The organism is Silanimonas sp. (assembly GCF_027531545.1).
Taxonomy (GTDB): Bacteria; Pseudomonadota; Gammaproteobacteria; order Xanthomonadales; family Xanthomonadaceae; genus Silanimonas.
Genome location: NZ_JAPZSC010000002.1, coordinates 142,646 through 160,433, shown reverse-complemented (window position 1 = coordinate 160,433; position 17,788 = coordinate 142,646). Strand labels below are relative to the sequence as shown.

Below are 17,788 nucleotides of genomic sequence, written 5' to 3'. Positions count from 1 at the left end.
TGCACGCGCCGCGGCCCGTGGTACGGGGGCTGTTAGCATTCGGCCCATGGATTCGAACTCGACGCTGCAGCCACCCGCAGGGAATGCGGTGGAACTCACCATCCTGATGCCCTGCTTGAACGAGGCCGAGACCTTGGCGACCTGCATCCGCAAGGCGAAGCGATTCCTCGCGGCGTCGGGGGTCGACGGGGAGGTGCTGATCGCCGATAACGGAAGCACCGACGGGTCGCAAGACATCGCACGGGCGGAAGGTGCGCAGGTGGTCGACGTGCCGCAAAACGGCTACGGCGCCGCCTTGTCCGGAGGCATCCATGCCGCGCGCGGCCGCTTCGTGATCATGGGGGATGCAGACGATTCCTATGACTTCCTGAACCTGCACCCGTTCGTCGCGGCGCTGCGCGGCGGCGCCGATCTCGTGATGGGGAACCGCTTTCGCGGCGGGATCGCGAAAGGAGCCATGCCCTTCCTCCATCGATTCCTTGGCAATCCGGTCCTCAGCCTGCTGGGGAGGCTGTTCTTCGGCGTGCCGGTGAGGGATTTCCACTGCGGCCTCCGCGGATTCTCCCGTGAGCGCATGCTCGCCCTCGACCTGACGACGCCCGGCATGGAGTTCGCAAGCGAGATGGTGGTGAAGTCGTCGCTTGCGCGTTATCGCATCGTCGAGGTTCCCACGAAGCTGAGCCCCGATGGGCGCTCGCGGCCGCCGCATCTGCGCACCTGGCGGGATGGCTGGCGACACCTGCGTTTTCTGCTGCTCCACAGCCCACGCTGGCTGTTCCTGCTGCCCGGCAGCCTCCTCGTCGCCACCGGGGTATCGGGGATGGCCGTGATCGCGACGACGCGGCCGACGCTGGGTGGCATCAGCCTCGATGTGCACACGCTCTCGTACGCGGGCGCGGCCGTCGTCCTCGGTGTGCAGATGGTGCTTTTCGCCGCGCTGGCGCGCCTCCTGGGGATCCGCAACGGATGGCTGCCCGAGACCGCGAGGGTCCGCGGCCTCCTGGACGCCTTGACCCTGGAACGTTGCCTCGTGGCGGCCTGCTTGTTGTTCGCGCTCGGTATTGCGATGTCACTGCGTGCCGTCGGCCTATGGGTATCGCAGGACTTCGGGGCATTGGACCCGTCGCAAGTGATGCGCTGGGTGATTCCTTCGGTCACCTTGATGGCCGTCGGCGGGGAGTTGGCCCTTTCCGGCTTCTTCCTCGAAGCGCTGCGCCTGCCCGTTGCGAGGAAATGACCGTTCGCCTCGCGGAGCCCACCCGCCGCAAGCTCGCCTTCCTCGTCGCCGGGGGCTGCGGCTTCCTGCTCTACAACCTCTTTTCGCAACTGCTGGTCCACTTCGCCGGCGCCCCGCCGGAAGTCGCCGCCTTCCTCGGCGTGCTCTCGGCGATGCCCATCGTTTTCCTGATGCAACGGAACTTCGCGTTCCGGCATCGGGGGGGGCTCTATCGATCCTTCGCGGCCTACTGCGGGCTGCAGTTGCTGAATGCCGCCTGCATTGCGCTGATGGTTCGCTTCGGGCGTGGCCTCGGGCTCGCAGACGAGGTCAACATCCTCGCTTCCGGCGCGACGATCGTTGTCCTGTCCTACTTGGTGATGTCGCGCCTCGTATTCCGGTCGGCGGATGACAAGGACGATGCGGCCCGCATCTCGACCAGACCGCGGTACCTGGCCCTCGGTCTCGCGGCCGCGTCGACCATCGCCTCCGTCGTCGCGATCGCCGGGCTCCCGGTCTCGATGCTCGCCGGCGCCGGGCATGACGACGCCTGGTTCTGGCAGCGTGCGGAATCGATCGTCGGTGGCGCCTGGCTCGGAGCCTACGACCCGTTGACCCTGATGAAGGGCGCGGGCTATCCGCTGTTCCTCGCACTCGCCCACACCTTCGGCCTCCCGCTGACCTGGGCCCAGGCCCTGCTCTACGCCTCGGCGACGCTGCTGCTGGGTTGGGCCGTCCACCGTCTGGGCGGGCGCCTCTGGCTCGCGCTCGCGCTGACGATCGCACTGCAGTGGCAGCCGGCGGCCTTCGCCTGGGGACGCGTGCTCCGGGACAACATCACGGCGGCGCAGGTCCTGCTGATACTCGCCTGCGTCATGCACGCCGCCGCGTCGCTGCGCGACGGCCGGCGCGGACTGGGGTGGATGGCCGCCGCAGGGCTGGTGGCCGGATGGTTCTGGTGCACGCGGGAGGACAGCGTCTGGCTCCTTCCCGGCCTCGCAATCCTGCTTTGCACGGGGCTCACCGGCGTGCGTCACGGGGGCGCGACCACTCGCCGTCTGGCCCTTGGTGCAGCTTGCATGGCCGCGGCCGCTGGCGTTCTACCGGGGGTCGTGATGGCGGCAAACCAGCTGCACTACGGCATGTCCGCCTTGACCGACATGCATCGCAGCGCGTTCGCCGCGGCACTGTCCGCGCTGCAGCGGGTGCGGGTGGGCGAGACCGTGCCTTACGTGCCGGTGCCGGCGAAAGTGCGCCAGGTCGTTTACCAGCAAAGCCCGGCGTTCGCGCGACTGGCGCCCGCCCTGGAAGACGCCGCCAAAGGCTGGACACGCCCAGGCTGCGCGGTGTTGCCCGTGACCTGCGGCGATTACGCCGGAGGCTGGTTCCTGTGGGCCTTGCGTGATGCAGCGGCGTCCGCCGGCACCTATGCCAGCGCGTCGTCCTCCGAGGCCTTCTTCGCGCAAGTGGCGACTGAGGTTTCGGCGGCCTGCGACGCCGGGCGTCTCCGCTGCGTCCCCGTGACCGTACCCCTGCTGCCTGGCCTCGACCAGTTCCAATGGCAGGACGCCGGCAAGAGTGGGGCCGGATTCGCGCGCCTGCTGCTCTGGCAGGACGCGAGGCCGCTGCCGGTGGCCAGCCATGCCGACCACCCCGGGATCACCAGGATGTGGCGCTTCGTCGGCGAACCGAGCATGGCCGGGCCGCCGCCCGTCACCGGCGTGCGGGTCAGCGGCTGGTTCCGTGGGCCGGAGGGCGATTGGCCCGAGGGACGATGCGAGGCTGGAAACGGCGCCCTGCCGTTTGAACGCCGTCCGAGCCCAGACGTGGCCGAGCATTTCAACGATCCTGGCGCTGCCATGAGCCGCTTCGAGGTGACCTTTCCCGGCGACGACGACTGCGCGATCGTGTTCGCCGCCGGCCAAGCCACCGTGCCCCTCGCCAGCATCGACCAAGTCGGCATGCCTTTCGGCCTCGGCGAATCGCAGCTTTTCATCGACGCCGCGCGAAGCGGATCCGAGGAAGCCGCCTCCAACCTGCCCGCTCCGTTGCGCGCACGACAGGCCGTGGACGCCCTTTACGCCATGGCCCTCCCACTACTGACAGCGACCGGGTTGTTTGCCTTCGCAGCCGCCAGCCTGACAGGCTGGCGGCGGAAGCGGCTCGATGCGCTGCACGTCGTCGCCATCACCACGTGGTGCATGCTCGCGTGCCGCATCGGGCTGCTCATGCTTGTTGACCTGTCGTCGTTCCCGGCGGCCAAGATCCACTACCTCCAACCCGCGTTTCCCTTGCTGATCGTGGCCGCGTTCGCCTCGTTCGGCGCTCTGCTCGGCCTCCGGGCTTCGGCCCCGCCCGTCCCAGCGGCCTAGGGGCGACATCACCGCAAGCGCACCCACACCTCCGCTCCCGAGAGGATCCGCCAATGGCCGACAACCCCATCTTCAGCCTCTTCCTTCCGATCGCGCTGGGCATCGTGATGATCGGCCTCGGCCTGCACCTGACGCTGGCCGATTTCAAACGCGTGGCCACGGCGCCGAAGGCGGTGGTCGTCGCGCTGGCGGTGCAGACGGTGCTGCTGCCGCCGGTGGCCTTCGGGTTGGCGATCGGCTTCGGGCTGCCGCCGGAACTCGGCCTCGGCCTCGTGCTGCTGGCGGCTTCGCCCGGCGGCGTGACGGCGAACCTGTTCTCCCATCTCGCGCGCGGCGACGTGGCGTTGAACATCACGCTCACCGCCATCAACAGCGTGCTCGCTCTCGTGACCCTGCCCGTCTGGGTAACGCTGGGGCTCGCCTGGCTGATGGCCAGCGAACAGGCCGTGCCGCCGCCGACGCGCAAGATCATCGAAGTCGGCGTACTAGTGATCCTGCCGGTGGTGATCGGCATGAGCCTTCGCGCGTGGCGTCCGGTGATTGCCGAGAAACTCGACAAACCCATCCGCCTGGCCTCGACGCTGATCCTCGTGGTGTTGATCGGCGCCGCGGTGTTCTTCGAATGGGAGACGCTGGCGAAGTACGCGGCCGTGGTCGGCCTGGCCGCCCTGCTGTTCAACCTCGTGAGCCTGCTCTCCGGCTACGCCGCGGGCCGGGCCGCGCGCCTCGGCGTGCCGCAGGCCACCGCCATCGCCTTCGAGATCGGCATCCACAACGGCACGCTGGCGATCTTCGTCGCCCTGCACGTGCTGTCGATGCCCGGCGCCGCGGTGGTGCCGGCGCTCTACTCGCTGCTGATGTACCTCACCGGCGGGCTGTTCGCGTGGTGGGTGCTGAAACGGGCGCTCAGATCGGCTTGATGAAGACCAGCACGAGGATGCCGAGCAGCAGCACAACGGGAATCTCGTTGAACAGCCGCAGCACAGTGGCTGATTTTGGTGTCCACCAACTCTTGGAGACGGCCAAAAGCATGATGCTGGACGCGATGAAGTGGGCCACTACTGCGAGGACCAGCAGGAACTTCAGGTGCATCCAACCGCGGCCGGCGGTGATGTGTGGCCAGAGCGAATCGTCGATGACGCGGCCGAACCACAGCAGGAAACCGAAGAAGAACACGAGAGCCATCATTACGAGGCCGAACAAGAACAACCGCCTGCCCATCAACACCAGCCGCGCGACGACGGCGGGCTCGGACGCCGCCTCCGCGATGTTCACGAGGATCCGCGGCAAGTAGAGGACGGTGGCCATCCACGCGATGACGAACAGCGTGTGCAGCAGCTTGGTCCACAGGTAGGTGTTGCCGGCGTAGAGCTCCATCGCGCGATGGGTTCCAAGGTGGGAAGGCCGTGAAGGATGCCACGCCGGCCTCGGCGCGGTGTCGCCATGACGTCGTCGTGACGCCACCGCCGATGCGGCCCTGCACCATGCCGCATCGCCCGCGGGGCGCTACCCTGCGCGCCATGGACACCGATACCACCCAGCTCGCCTGCCCGCACTGCCTGTCGATCAATCGCGTGCCCGATGCGCGCCTGGGCGACGACCCGAAGTGCGGTCGCTGCGGCCATGGCCTGTTCACCGGCATGCCACTGGCGCTGACGGCGAAGAACGCCGAGGCCCTGCTGCTGAAATCCGAGCAGCCGGTGATCATCGACGCGTGGGCGGCGTGGTGCGGCCCCTGCCGCAGCTTCGCGCCGGTGTTCGCGGCCGCCTGCCAGCGTCTGGAGCCGCAGTTCCGCTTCGTGAAGCTCGACACCGAGGCCGAGCCGCAGCTGGCCTCGCAATTCCGCATCCAGAGCCTGCCGACACTGATCGCGTGGCAGGGCAGCCGAGACGGGGGCCACGAGGTGGCCCGGACCAGCGGCGCGATGCCGCTGCCGGCCTTCATGCAGTGGATTGCGACCAGCTACGGACTCGCCTGACGGCCATGCCCGAGCAGCCCACGCCGTCCCACGGGCGTCGCGACCGAAAGGCCACGGCCATCGCCCTGCTCGCCGTGACGCTCAAGGGCGTGGCCTTGGCCACGCTGGCGTGGTGGATGCTGCGCTGACTCAGAGGCGCCACTCGAGGCCGACGTACACCGAACGACCGTCGCCCGGCAGGTAGTAGGCCCCGTCGCGCGGCAGACGTGCCGCCGTCGGGTTCGCCGGATTGAACGGCGCGCGGGTGTCGGCGACGACGCCGGTGGTGGCGACGTAGGCGCGGTCGCCGAGGTTGCGGCCGTCCACGAACCACGACAGGTTCTCGCCAAGATCGCCCGAGACCTTCAGGCTCCAGATCGCATAGCCCGGCGCGGTGAAGGTGTTGGCATGGTCGATGAAGTAGTCGTTCGGCACCCACTCGAGGTTCGGCGCGATGCGGATCGCGTCGGACGGCGCCCATGCGAGCTCAGCGCGCAGCCACTCGCGCGGCAGGCCGGCGAGCTCGTTGTCGCCGAACGCGGCGTCGCCATCGAAGCGGAAATCGTTGACCAGCGCGTTGAGGCCGGCCTGCCACTCCGGCGCGAACGCCCAACGGGCGGAGAACTCCAGGCCCTGATGGATCGTGCGATCGGCATTGCGCGTGCCCAGCGGATTGCCGTTGCCATCGGTGAGCGCCAGCAGCTCGTTCTCGACGTTCGCTCGGTACACAACCGCATCGAGGTCAAGGCCGTCGCGCGAGTAGCGCAGGCCCACTTCTCCGCTGTCGGCGCGCTGCAGGTCGACAAGCGTGACGTTCGGGCCACCGGCCAGCTCACCGAAGCTCGGCGGCTCGGCGCTACGGCTCAGGTTGGCGAACCACTGCACGCCCTCGGCGGCCTCGAAGCGCAGGCCGAGCTTGGGACTGAACGCGTCATAGCGGCGGTCGAAGCTGGCGTTGACCGGTACCGGCACGCGATCCTCGAAACGGCGCTGGGCCGACAGCCCCTGCGCCCCGACCACGGCCACCCAGCGCTGGCCCAGCCAGTGCTGGTTCTCGAAGAACACCGTGGTGCTGGTGGCGAACTGGTCGCTCTGGTCGGTGCGAGCGCCGCGATGGTCGGCCGGGTTCGCACGGCCGCGGTTCACCCAGCGATCGTCGCGGGTGTCGCCGCGCACGTGTCCAAACCCAGCCACGAACACGTTGCGGCGGCCGTTGATCTCGCCTTCCTCGCGCACGCGCACGTCGATGCCGCGGTCGAGGCTGTCCTGCTGCAGCACCTGGAAAATCGGGTGGTCGAGGAACTTGTCGCTGGCGAAGGCCGAGACCAGCAGCTCGCGACCGGCTTGCGGGCGATAGGCCACGCGCAGCGAAGCGCGGGTGAGCTCGAAGTCGCGGCGCTGGTCCAGCAGCACGCTGCCGACGGCGGCCTGCTGCGGATTGGCGAGGAACTGCGCGCGCGTCAGCGAGCCGGGCAGCGCCGAGCGGGTGTCGACGTGCGTGAGGTACACGCGGGCGTCCAGCGTGTCGCTGAAGCGGTAGCCCCAGTTCGCGCCAAAGCGGTGGTTTTCCTGGCGGGCGTTGGCGCGATAGCCATCCTGCGCGAAGCCACCCAGCGACACGACGGCATCATGCGCGCCCGAATGGCCGCCCCACTGCGCCTGCCAGCGCCCGTAGCCGAAGCTCCCGGCCTCGGCGCGCAAACGCGCGCCGTCGATGTCGTAGCCCGTCGGCGAGACGTGGTTGATGGCGCCGCCCAGCGAAGCCGCGCCGTACTCCAGCGCGTTCGGGCCGCGCCACACTTCGATGTAGCGCGCCGAGAGCGCGTCGATCGACTGCATGTCGAAACCGCCGTCGGCGAGGTTGATCGGAATGCCGTCCTGCAGCACCACGAGGCCGCGGCCGTGGAAGGTGCGCTGCACGCCGGAACCGCGGATCGCAATGCGCGATTCCTCCGAACCGAAACGCGGCTGCACGAACACGCCGGTAGCGAAGCCCAGCGCGTCCGAGAGCGTGCTGACGCGGCCTTGGCGGAGGGTTTCGGCATCGACCAGCGTGGTGGCGCCAGCGCGCTCAGCGAGGCGCTTCTTCGCGCCCTCCATCGACAGCGGCGCCAGCGGCGTGAGGTTCTGGCCTTCCACCTCGACCCGGTCGAGCACGGTCGGATCGTTCGGCGTCTCGGCGGCCACGGCGGGCAGCGCGACAAGGGCCGCGCTGAGCGCGAACGCGGAAGATGGCGACGGAGAAGGAGCATGGACAGGCCTTTCAAGGGGAAACGGAAGACGGGGTGACGCGGCGACGCCGTCGCAGCGCGATGCCGAAGCCGGCGAGCACGAGGCCCAGCGCCAGCACGGCGACCTGCAGCGCGTCGCGGCGCCCGGGCGAACCGAGCAGCCCGGCCAGCGGCTGCCACTTGTGGACGATGGAGAAGACCCAGGCTTCGGCGACCGCCGTGACGCTCATCGCATCGAGGCGCTGCGCGGTGTCCGGGTCGAAGGCGATGCGGCGGCCGTCGGCGGTGGTGGCGATCCACGCCGGGAGCCGGCGGTTGCGGAAGTCGTACTCGGGGCCGAAGCGCGTGACACGGCGCAGCGTTTCGCCTGCCACGCCATGGCGGGCCGACGCGGCAGAGGCCAACGCGCGCTCACCCTCCGCCACGTTGGTGCCGCTGGCCAGATCAACGACCCGCGCCTCCGGCACCGGCACGCCCCAGCCGGGCGCCAGCGGCTCGCGCAGCACGAGGACGGCGCGGCCATCGGGCAGCGTCGCCACGCTGGCTTGCGACCAGGCGCGGCCGCCTTCCGAAGGCACCAAGGCCGGCGTGACAAGCGTCGCGTCGATGCCGATCGGCGGCAGGACCAGCGCCGCGGGAAGCGACAGACCGCGATCGGGCGCGTCGCCGGCCTTCCAAAGCGTGTGGATCAGGCCGCTAGCGGCCATCCCAAGCAGGGGCAGGCCGGCCCACAGCGCGAGCCGACGGTGCCAGCGTCGCGCCGACGGCGCTTTGGGGGAGCCGGGACGGCGCCACCACAGCACGAGACCAGCGAGGCCCAACGCAAGAAGGACCGTCATCGCGGCGGCCACCATCGTGCGGCGCAGCGGATCGAGCGCGCCGAGGAAGGCCAGGGTGTGCACCTGCCGGAACCCGGCCTGCATCCAGCGGCGGCGCGCGTCGGAGAGCGACGCCAGCACGCCGGTCTCGGTGTGCACGTAGGCAATCAACCCGTCGTCGCCCTCGAAGCTCACGGCCCAGACCGGCAGCAGGCGGTTCACCCACGGGTAGTCGGCGCTGAAGCGGTCGACGTGCTCGATCGAGCGGATCGCGCGTTCCTCGCCGAGGTAGGTGGCAGCCAACCACCGCGCGTAGTCGCGGTCGCTGCCGGGCCACGGGCTGCCGTCCATGCGGTGGTAGCGGCGCTCGCCATCGGGCCCGGTTCGCTGCCAGAGCGTGCCGCCCGGTCCCGGCACCGTGCGCACCACGGCCGCGCCGTCGCTCTCGCGAAGCACCGCGGGAAGGCCGCCCACCAGGCCGTCGGGCGCGAGTGCCGTGCTCGGCAACGACCGCTGCACGGGCATGGGGGCCAACAAGCCCATCAAGGGATGGAGGAAGCCGGACAGCGTCCAGGCGACGAGGACGACGAGCGCCACCCAAGCCAAGGCGCGGTGCAGTCGAGAGGCGAACGGCAGGGTGGCGAAGCGGGCAGGCACGGCGGGCGAGGGCGTCTCGGAGAGGCCGCGCAGTCTCCGGGCCTGTGGCGGCTTCGGGAATGCGACACAAGGTCGCACCCCGGCCGCGTGCCGCGCGCGGATCGCGCGGGTACCCTTATCCGCCATGTCCGCGGATGCTCGCCACGAAAGCCTCGACGCCACGCTCTATGCCTTGCGCTGGTTCGCCGTGGCCGGCCAGTTCAGCGCCTTCGCCGTCGCGCAATGGGCGCTGCGCCTCGAGCTGCCGTGGCCACCCCTGCTGTTGGGCGCCTGCGCGCTCGGCGCGGCGAACGCCCTGATCGGCCTGTGGCGCCAACGCCAGCCGGCCAGCGAAGCGCGCCTGATGATCGGCCTGACCGTCGATCTGGCGGCCCTCACGTGGGCACTGTTTTTCTCGGGCGGGGTGATGAATCCGTTCATCCAGCTCTACCTCGTGCCGGTGGCGCTGACGGCGACGGCGCTGCCCCCCCCGCGAGTGCTCGCCATCACTGCTGCGGCGGTGCTCGGTTACGCGCTGTTGGCCCGTTTCGCACCGCCGCTGGCCCACCAGCACGGGGCCGTGCTGTTCGACCTGCATCTCACGGGCATGGCCGCGAACTTCGCCTTGGGCCTGCTGCTGTTCTGCGTGTTCGGCCTCGCGTTGGCCCGCCGGCTCAAGGCCCGCGACGAGGCTCTGCGCGACGCGCGTGAACGCCGCTTGCGTGACGAAGGCCTGCATGCCCTCGCGCTGCAGTCCGCTTCGGCGGCGCACGACATCAACACGCCGCTCAACACCGCCGCCCTGCTCGTCGACGAGTGGCGTGCCGATCCGGACCACGGACCGTCGCGCGAGGACCTTGCGCTCATGGCCCAGCAGCTCGCTTTCGCCCGCGATGCCGTGCGCCGGCTCGCGGCCACCACCCGCGAGATCCCCCCGCCGCAGACCGTGGCGGCCATGCTCGACACCCTGAGGGACCGCCTGCTGCTGCTGCGCCCTCAGGCCAGCCTCAGCGTCCACGTGCACCCGACCGTCGCCGCACGCACCGTGCAGCCCTCGCTGGCGCTGTGGGGCAGCCTCGGGCACCTTCTGGAGAACGCCGCGGATGCCGGCATCGCCGCCGGGGACGCGCAGCTCGCACTCCGCGCCGAGCCGGGGCCGGGCAGCGGGCTTCGGATCGTCGTCCACGATCGCGGTGCAGGCTTCGACAGCCGCGCCGAGCGCCCCGCCTTCGACCAGTCCTCCGGCGGCTTGGGCATCGGTCTCGCCATCGCGAACGCGACCATCGAGCACCTCGGCGGCGCCCTGCATGTGCATCCGGCGGAGGGTGGGGGCAGCCTGAGCCGGCTGGACCTGCCTTGGCGAGCGCTCGATCCCGCACTCGGTGTAAGCCGATGACCGCCCTCCCCGTCCTCCTGATCGACGACGACGCCGCGTTCGCCGGCGTCCTCGCACGCGCCCTGGAGCGCCGGGGCCAACCCTGCCAACTCGCCGCGGACGCCGCTTCGGCCCTGCAGCGCGCCCGCCAGCCGCTCTCCGGCATCGTGCTCGACCTGAAGCTGGGCGCCGACAACGGGCTCGCGCTGATCGAACCCCTGCGCCTGCTCCAGCCCGAAGCGCCGATCCTCCTGCTGACCGGCTACGCCTCGATCGCCACCGCCGTCGAGGCGATCAAGCGCGGCGCGACCGACTACCGGCCCAAGCCGGTCAGCGCCGACGACGTGATGCGCGCTCTGTTCGGGCCGGACGACGGCGACGCCACCGAGGACGAGTTGCCAACGCCCGCGGATGGCCCGCTGCACCCCAAGCGCCTCGAATGGGAACACCTGCAGCGCGTGCTGGCCGAACACGACGGCAATGTCTCGTCCGCGGCACGGGCACTCGGCCTGCATCGCCGCAGCCTGCAGCGCAAGCTCGCCAAGAAGCCGCTGCCGGAGCGCGCACCCGGCGATTGACCGGTCGCCGGGTCGGGTGTCGCAAGGCCCGCGACGCCCGACCCGGTAAACTCGCGGCCCCGATCCACCGGCTTGCCGCGTCCCGATGACCGATCCCGCCCGTCCCGCCTTCCACGGTTTCGAACAGATCCCGCTGCACGAGTACGCCGAGCGCGCCTACCTCGACTACTCGATGTACGTGGTGCTCGACCGCGCCCTGCCCTTCCTCGGCGACGGGCTGAAGCCGGTGCAGCGCCGGATCATCTACGCCATGAGCGAGCTGGGCCTCAACGCCGGGGCCAAGCCGAAGAAGTCGGCCCGCACCGTGGGCGACGTGATCGGCAAGTTCCATCCGCACGGCGATTCGGCCTGCTACGAGGCGCTGGTGCTGATGGCCCAGCCCTTCTCGTACCGCTACCCGCTGATCGAAGGCCAGGGCAACTTCGGCTCGCCGGACGATCCGAAGAGCTTCGCGGCGATGCGTTACACCGAATCGAAGCTGACGCCGATCGCCGAAGTGCTGCTCGGCGAGCTGGGCCAGGGCACGGTGGAGTGGTCGCCGAACTTCGACGGCACGCTCGATGAACCGACGTGGCTGCCGGCGCGCCTGCCGCACCTGCTGCTCAACGGCACCACGGGCATTGCGGTGGGCATGGCCACCGACGTGCCGCCGCACAACTTGAATGAAGTCGTCAGCGCCTGCGTGCGCCTGCTCGACGACCCGGACGCGACCACGCGCGATCTTTGCGAGCACATCCGCGGCCCGGACTACCCGACCGCCGCCGAGATCATCACGCCGGCCGCCGACCTGCTGTCGATGTACGAGACCGGCCACGGCAGCGTCCGCGCGCGCGCCACGTACATCAAGGAAGGCCAGAACATCGTCATCACGGCGCTGCCCTACCAGGTGTCGCCGTCGAAGATCATGGAGCAGATCGCCGCCCAGCTGCGTGCGAAGAAGCTGCCGTGGCTGGAGGACCTCCGCGACGAATCGGACCACCAGAACCCGGTGCGCCTCGTGCTCGTCCCGCGCAGCAACCGCGTCGACATCGACGCGCTGATGGGCCACCTGATGGCGACGACGGATCTCGAGAAGAACTTCCGCGTCAACCTCAACATCATCGGCCTCGATGGACGCCCGCAGGTGCGCGGCCTGCGCTCGATCATCGGCGAATGGCTGCAGTTCCGCACCGACACGCTGAAGCGCCGTCTGAAGCACCGCCTCGACAAGGTCGAGCGCCGCCTGCACCTGCTCGAAGGCCTGCTCATCGCCTTCCTGAACCTCGACGAGGTCATCCGCATCATCCGCACCGAGGACGAGCCGAAGGCGGTGCTTATCGCGCGTTTCGGCCTGACCGAGGACCAGGCGGAGTACATCCTCGAAACGAAGTTGAAGCAGCTGGCGCGCCTCGAGGAAATGAAGATCCGCGGTGAGCAGGACGAGCTCGCCAAGGAGCGCGAGAAGCTCGTCGGCACGCTGGAGAGCAACGCCAAGCTGAAGAAGCTGCTGAAGGACGAGCTGCTCGCCGACGCCAAGAAGTTCGGCGACGCCCGCCGCAGCCCACTGGTGGCGCGCAGCGCCGCGCAGGCCATCGACGAGACCGAGCTGGTGCCGAGCGAGCCGGTCACGGTGGTGCTCTCGCAGAAGGGCTGGATCCGCGCCGCCAAGGGCCACGACGTCGATCCCGCCTCCTTGAGCTATCGCGAGGGCGACGCCCTGCAGAGCTTCGCCCGCGGCCGCAGCAACCTGCAGGCCGCCTTCCTCGACTCCACCGGCCGGGCCTACTCGACGTCGGCGCATACGCTGCCCTCGGCGCGCGGCAACGGCGAGCCCATCACCGGCCGCTTCACCCTGCCGGCCGGCGCGCAGATGGTGGCCACGCTGGCCGCCGAGAACGAGCAGCGCTTCCTGCTGGCCTCCTCGTTCGGCTACGGCTTCACCACCCGCTTCGAGAACCTGGTCGGCCGCAACAAGGCCGGCAAGGCGCTGTTCAATCCGGACAGCGGCGCCGCCGTGCTGGCGCCGGTGCCGGTGAACGATCCGGCCACCGATTGGGTCGTGGCGGTCACGACCGCCGGGCATCTGCTGGCCTTCCCGTTGAAGGAACTGCCGGAACTCGACAAGGGCAAGGGCAACAAGCTGATCCAGATCCCGCCGGCCAAGCTCAAGAGCGGGGAGGAAGTGGTGACGGCCCTCGCCGTGGTGCGTCAGGGCGGCGAAGCCACGCTGTTCTGCGGCGCGCGCAAGCTCACCTTGGGCTGGCGCGACCTGCAGGCCTACGAGGGCGCCCGCGCGAGCCGCGGGCAGATGCTGCCGCGCGGGTTCCAGAAGGTCGATCGCATCGAGAGTGCCTGAGGCGCTGAGGCGGCGCGCCTCCTCCGCGCCGCCGCGGCCTCGGCTAGGCTGTCGCCCTCTTCCCGAGGACGACGCCGATGCTGAAGTGGATCCGCCGCGGCCTGCTGGCCCTGCTCACGCTGGCATTGCTGCTCGCGCTCTCCGCATGGCTGGTGCTGCGCGGCAGCGTCCCGACCTACGACGGTGAACTGAGCCTGCCCGGCCTCTCGGCGCCGGTGTCGGTCACGCGCGACGCCAATGGCGTGGTCGACATCGAAGCCGCGAACGAGCTCGACATGGCGCGCGCGCTGGGTTTCGTGCACGGGCAGGAGCGCTTCTTCGAGATGGACCTGACGCGGCGTGCCGCCGCCGGCGAGCTTTCCGCGCTGTTCGGCGCCCGTGCGCTGGAGGTCGACCGCACCAACCGACTGCACCGCCTGCGGGCCCGCAGCGAGGCCTCGCTCGCCGACATCGCCGGCCCGCGCGCCGCGGCCTTGAAGGCCTACACAGAGGGCGTGAACGCCGGGCTGAATTCCCTGGCGGTGCGCCCTTGGCCCTACCTGTTGCTGCAGCAGTCGCCGAAGCCATGGAGCGAGGTGGATTCCGCGCTCACCGGCTACGCGATGTTCTTCGACCTGCAAGATGAGGCGAACTCGCGCGAGCTCGCGCTGTGGCGCATCCGCGGCGTGCTGCCAGCGCCGCTTGCCGACCTGCTGCTGCGCGACGGCACGGCTTGGGACGCGCCGCTGTTCGGCAGCGCGCGTGGCGATGCCGTGCTGCCCGGACCCGAGGTGCTCGACCTGCGTACGCTGCCCCAGGCCCCAGACGAGGTCCCCACGGCCGCCGCCGAGCCGGCCGCGCCCGGCAGCAACAACTTCGCCGCAGGGGCGTCCGCGACCGCCGACGGTCGCGCCATCGTGGCCGGTGACATGCACCTGGGCCTGCGCGCGCCGTCGCTGTGGTACCGCGCCCGGCTGCGCTATGCCGACCCGGAGGCTCCCGACGGCCAGGTGGACGTCATCGGCGTCACCTTGCCCGGCGTGCCGGGCGTCATCGCGGGCAGTAGCCAGCGCGTGGCCTGGGCCTTCACCAACAGCTACGGCGACTGGCTGGATTTCTTCCGCGTCGATTTCACCGATGCGGCGAAGACGCGCTATCGCACGCCGGACGGCGAAGCCGACATCGTCATCCATCGCGAAACCATCGATGTCGCGAACGGCGCTGCGGAGACGATCGAGATCCGCGAAACGCGCTGGGGGCCGATCGCACACGACGAAGCGGACGGCAGTGCATTGGCCCTGCGCTGGACCGCGCAGATGCCGGGCAGCCTCAATTTCGGCCTGCTCGACCTCGTCCACGCGGCCGACCTGGACGCCGCGCTGCGGATGGCCCGGGAGGCCGGCGTGCCGGCGCAGAACATGCTGCTCGGCGACGCCAAGGGCCGCATCGCGTGGCGGCTGGTCGGGCGCATCCCGGCGCGCGTCGGCGGCTGCGACCCGAAGGCCCCGCTGCTGCCCCTGCAGGGCTGCGATTGGGCCGGCTGGCACCCGGCCGATGCGCCGCTGCAGCCGGAGCTGGTCGATCCTCCCTCCGGCCGCCTGTGGTCGGCCAATGCGCGAATCACCGATGGCGAACTGCTCGCGCTGATCGGTGATTCGGGCTATGCCTTGGGTGCGCGACAGAAGCAGATCGCGGACACCCTCATGGAAAGCGCGCCCCTCGACGAACCGGCCCTGCTCGCCCTGCAGCTGGACGATCGCGCGCTCTTCCTCGAGCGCTGGAACCGCCTGCTGCGCGACGCCGTGGGCCCGATGTCGGCCGCCGAGTGGGCCGACATCGCCGAGGCCGCCGAGGACTGGAATGGCCACGCCTCGATCGACTCCAGCGGCTACCGGCTCACCCGCGCCTTCCGTCTCGAAGTGCTGGCGCGCGTGCGCGATGGCCTGCTCGGGCCGGCCAAGGCCGCGCTCGGCGACCGGTTCGTGATGCCCGACCTGCCGCAGCTCGAAGGCGTGCTGTGGCCCTTGCTCGAGCAGCGCCCGGCGCACCTGCTGCCGCCGCGCTTCGAGAGCTGGGAGGCCCTGCTGGCCGACGCGGCCGGCGCCGCGGCCACCGAGGTGCGCGGCGGCCGGGAGGGCCCGCTCACCGCAAGGACCTGGGGCGAGGCCAATCTAAGCCGCGTCTGCCATCCGCTGACCAGCGGCGTCCCGGAATGGCTGCGCCCGCACTTGTGCATGCCGGCCGACCCCCTGCCCGGAGACGTGCAGATGCCGCGGATCCAGGCCCCGGCCTTTGGTGCCAGCCAGCGCATGGTGGTCTCGCCGGCGCATCGCGAGAACGCGATCTTCCAGTTGCCCGGGGGCCAGGCCGGCCATCCGCTCTCGCCCTACTGGGGCGCTGGCCATGGGGACTGGGCGCAGGGCCGCCCGTCGCCCTTCCTGCCCGGCCCTGCCACCGCGAGGCTCGAACTCACGCCGTGACGACCCTCGGCGGGGCGCAACCTTCAAACTGGGCAAACCGGTTCGAAACCGCTGGCGGGCGGACTCCGGTTTCCCCCACTATGGGATGAACCGGGGCATCGAGGGGGTCTCATGGCTGGTAATGACGGCGTGGTTCGCGGCACCCAGGTGAACAACCCGGGTCCGGACTGGAATCACCTGCGCGAAACGGTGCTGATGATGGAACTGGCGGTCGCGCAGGTGGAAGCCGCGATGACCGACAGCAACGCCTCCGTGGACGCGCTGACCGGCACCTTCACCACGATGGCGAACACCATCAAGCTCATCAACGAGCGCATTTCCGGCCTGGCCGACACCGAGGCCACCGGCCCGGTGAAGATGGAGCTGATGATGGCGACGATGAACGTCGCCGGCATGGTCAACCAGGCCATCGTGGCCTTCCAGTTCTACGACCGCCTTTCGCAGCGCCTTGCCCACGTCAACCACGGCCTCGCCTGGCTGGCCGAGCTCGTCAGCGACCAGGACGAAGCGTCGTCGACGGCCGCGTGGGCCGCCCTGCAAGGCAAGATCCGCTCGCGCTACTCGATGCCGGAAGAAGTGGAGATGTTCGAAGCCGTGCTGGTGCGCGGCCTGACCGTCGAACAGGCCATCAGCGAGTTCATGGAGAAGATGAACAACAAGGGCGACGACATCGAGCTGTTCTAGCGCTTCAGCTTCTTGAAGCCCTCGACGGCCGCCAGCACCAGCGCGCCGACCAGCACGCCGATCAGCGCTTCCAGAAGCACGGCGACGACGCCCGACGCCGCGCCCGTTATCGCCGCCCAGCCCTGCACGAGGTGATGCACCACCGGCACGTTGTGCACGAAGATGCTGCCGCCCACGAGGAACATCGCGGCGGTGCCGGCGATCGAAAGGAACTTCATCAGCAGCGGGGCCCCGACCAGCATCGCGCCGCCGACGGCCTTCGCCGCGGCGCTCGCCTTCGACTGCAGCCAGAGGCCCACGTCATCGATCTTGACGATGCCGGCCACGAGGCCGTAAACGCCGACGGTCATCAGCACCGAGATGCCGGCCAGCACGCCGAACTGCTTCACCAGCGGCTGCGTCGCCACGGTGCCGAGCGCGATGACGATGATCTCGGCGGACAGGATGAAGTCGGTGCGGATCGCGCCTTTGATCTTGTCCTTCTCGAACGCGACCATGTCGACGCTCTCGTCGGCCACGGCCGCACGCAGTGCCGCTTCTTCGGCGGCGCCTTCCGCCGGATGCAGCCAGCGGTGGGCGAGCTTCTCCACGCCCTCGAAGCACAGGAACGCGCCGCCGATGATCAACAGCGGCGGGATGGCCCAGGGCGCGAACGCCGCGATGGCCAGGGCCGCGGGCACCAGGATCACCTTGTTGATGGTCGAGCCCTTGGCCACCGCCCAGACGACCGGCAACTCGCGGTCGGCGTTCACGCCCGCCACCTGGTTCGCATTCAACGCGAGGTCGTCGCCGAGCACGCCGGCAGTCTTCTTCGCGGCGACCTTGGTCATCACCGAGACGTCGTCCAGCAGGGTGGCGATGTCATCGATCAGGGCGAACAGGCTGCTTCCGGCCATGGGGACGTCTCAGGGGCGTGGGGGCGAAGTAGAGGATTGTCACACGCAGCGGCATCGACGCGGATTTCTCCACGGCCCGTGGCACGATTCCACCCAGTCCCATGGAGTGGTTCGATGGCTTCGCACCTGATTCACCGCTGCGCATTTGTGGGCGCAGCAATGCTGGCCCTGCCTGTTCTCACCGCCTGCAGCCAAGCCGGCGCGCCCGAGGCGACCGCAGTGGCTCCGCC

General features: G+C 70.0%; 14 protein-coding genes. 10 read left to right on the top strand and 4 right to left on the bottom strand.

What is annotated here, in order from left to right; translation table 11 throughout:
• The first annotated feature begins 46 nt into the window (after positions 1-46).
• From O9280_RS03370 to O9280_RS03360, 3 genes are read left to right on the top strand one after another with little or no spacing between them, the layout of a single operon-like run.
• The gene (locus O9280_RS03370; protein ID WP_298338718.1) at positions 47-1,237 is read left to right on the top strand and encodes a glycosyltransferase family 2 protein; all 1,191 of its coding nucleotides are present in this window, start codon (positions 47-49) and stop codon (positions 1,235-1,237) included.
• The gene (locus O9280_RS03365; RefSeq protein ID WP_298338716.1) at positions 1,234-3,588 is read left to right on the top strand and encodes a GtrA family protein; all 2,355 of its coding nucleotides are present in this window, start codon (positions 1,234-1,236) and stop codon (positions 3,586-3,588) included. The genes O9280_RS03370 and O9280_RS03365 overlap by 4 nt, the downstream gene beginning before the upstream one ends.
• Before the next feature lie 53 nt (positions 3,589-3,641).
• Entirely contained in the window at positions 3,642-4,508 is an 867-nt protein-coding gene (locus O9280_RS03360) for a bile acid:sodium symporter family protein (protein WP_298338714.1), read from the top strand.
• Here the strand turns inward: O9280_RS03360 and O9280_RS03355 are convergent.
• Complete coding sequence (locus tag O9280_RS03355; RefSeq protein WP_298338713.1) at positions 4,495-4,965, bottom strand: CopD family protein; 471 nt, start codon at positions 4,963-4,965, stop codon at positions 4,495-4,497. The genes O9280_RS03360 and O9280_RS03355 overlap by 14 nt on opposite strands.
• Before the next feature lie 143 nt (positions 4,966-5,108).
• Between O9280_RS03355 and trxC the strand changes: the two genes are divergently transcribed.
• Complete coding sequence (trxC, locus tag O9280_RS03350; protein WP_298338711.1) at positions 5,109-5,567, top strand: thioredoxin TrxC; 459 nt, start codon at positions 5,109-5,111, stop codon at positions 5,565-5,567.
• A 5-nt stretch (positions 5,568-5,572) separates the two neighbouring features.
• Positions 5,573-5,695, top strand: coding sequence for a hypothetical protein (locus O9280_RS03345; RefSeq protein ID WP_298338709.1), 123 nt, complete (start codon positions 5,573-5,575; stop codon positions 5,693-5,695).
• A gap of 1 nt (position 5,696) precedes the next feature.
• On the opposite strand, the gene O9280_RS03340 is transcribed toward O9280_RS03345, so the two are convergent.
• Together O9280_RS03340 and O9280_RS03335 are read right to left on the bottom strand one after the other, a co-directional pair.
• Positions 5,697-7,733: a TonB-dependent receptor gene (locus tag O9280_RS03340; protein WP_298338707.1), complete on the bottom strand. Its 2,037-nt coding sequence runs from the start codon at positions 7,731-7,733 to the stop codon at positions 5,697-5,699.
• A gap of 76 nt (positions 7,734-7,809) precedes the next feature.
• The gene (locus O9280_RS03335) at positions 7,810-9,252 is read right to left on the bottom strand and encodes a PepSY domain-containing protein (RefSeq protein ID WP_298338704.1); all 1,443 of its coding nucleotides are present in this window, start codon (positions 9,250-9,252) and stop codon (positions 7,810-7,812) included.
• A gap of 124 nt (positions 9,253-9,376) precedes the next feature.
• Between O9280_RS03335 and O9280_RS03330 the strand changes: the two genes are divergently transcribed.
• The 5 genes from O9280_RS03330 to O9280_RS03310 all read left to right on the top strand — a co-directional run bounded on the left by O9280_RS03330 (position 9,377) and on the right by O9280_RS03310 (position 16,662).
• A complete protein-coding gene (locus O9280_RS03330) occupies positions 9,377-10,627 on the top strand; it encodes an ATP-binding protein (protein WP_298338701.1) in 1,251 nt (416 codons plus the stop codon).
• Positions 10,624-11,184, top strand: coding sequence for a response regulator (locus O9280_RS03325; protein WP_298338698.1), 561 nt, complete (start codon positions 10,624-10,626; stop codon positions 11,182-11,184). Before O9280_RS03330 ends, O9280_RS03325 begins: the two co-directional genes overlap by 4 nt.
• An 85-nt stretch (positions 11,185-11,269) precedes the next feature.
• Positions 11,270-13,519: a DNA topoisomerase IV subunit A gene (gene parC, locus O9280_RS03320; protein WP_298338695.1), complete on the top strand. Its 2,250-nt coding sequence runs from the start codon at positions 11,270-11,272 to the stop codon at positions 13,517-13,519.
• A 77-nt stretch (positions 13,520-13,596) separates the two neighbouring features.
• Positions 13,597-15,978, top strand: a complete 2,382-nt coding sequence (locus tag O9280_RS03315) for a penicillin acylase family protein (RefSeq protein WP_298338692.1) — start codon at positions 13,597-13,599, stop codon at positions 15,976-15,978.
• A gap of 111 nt (positions 15,979-16,089) precedes the next feature.
• Positions 16,090-16,662 carry a hypothetical protein gene (locus O9280_RS03310; RefSeq protein WP_298338689.1) on the top strand — a complete coding sequence of 191 codons (573 nt, stop codon included), beginning with the start codon at positions 16,090-16,092 and terminating at the stop codon, positions 16,660-16,662.
• Here the strand turns inward: O9280_RS03310 and O9280_RS03305 are convergent.
• On the bottom strand, positions 16,659-17,558 hold the full coding sequence (locus O9280_RS03305) for a DUF808 domain-containing protein (RefSeq protein WP_298338686.1): 900 nt from the start codon (positions 17,556-17,558) through the stop codon (positions 16,659-16,661). The two genes, O9280_RS03310 and O9280_RS03305, sit on opposite strands and share 4 nt — an antisense overlap.
• Between the last annotated feature and the right edge of the window lie 230 nt (positions 17,559-17,788).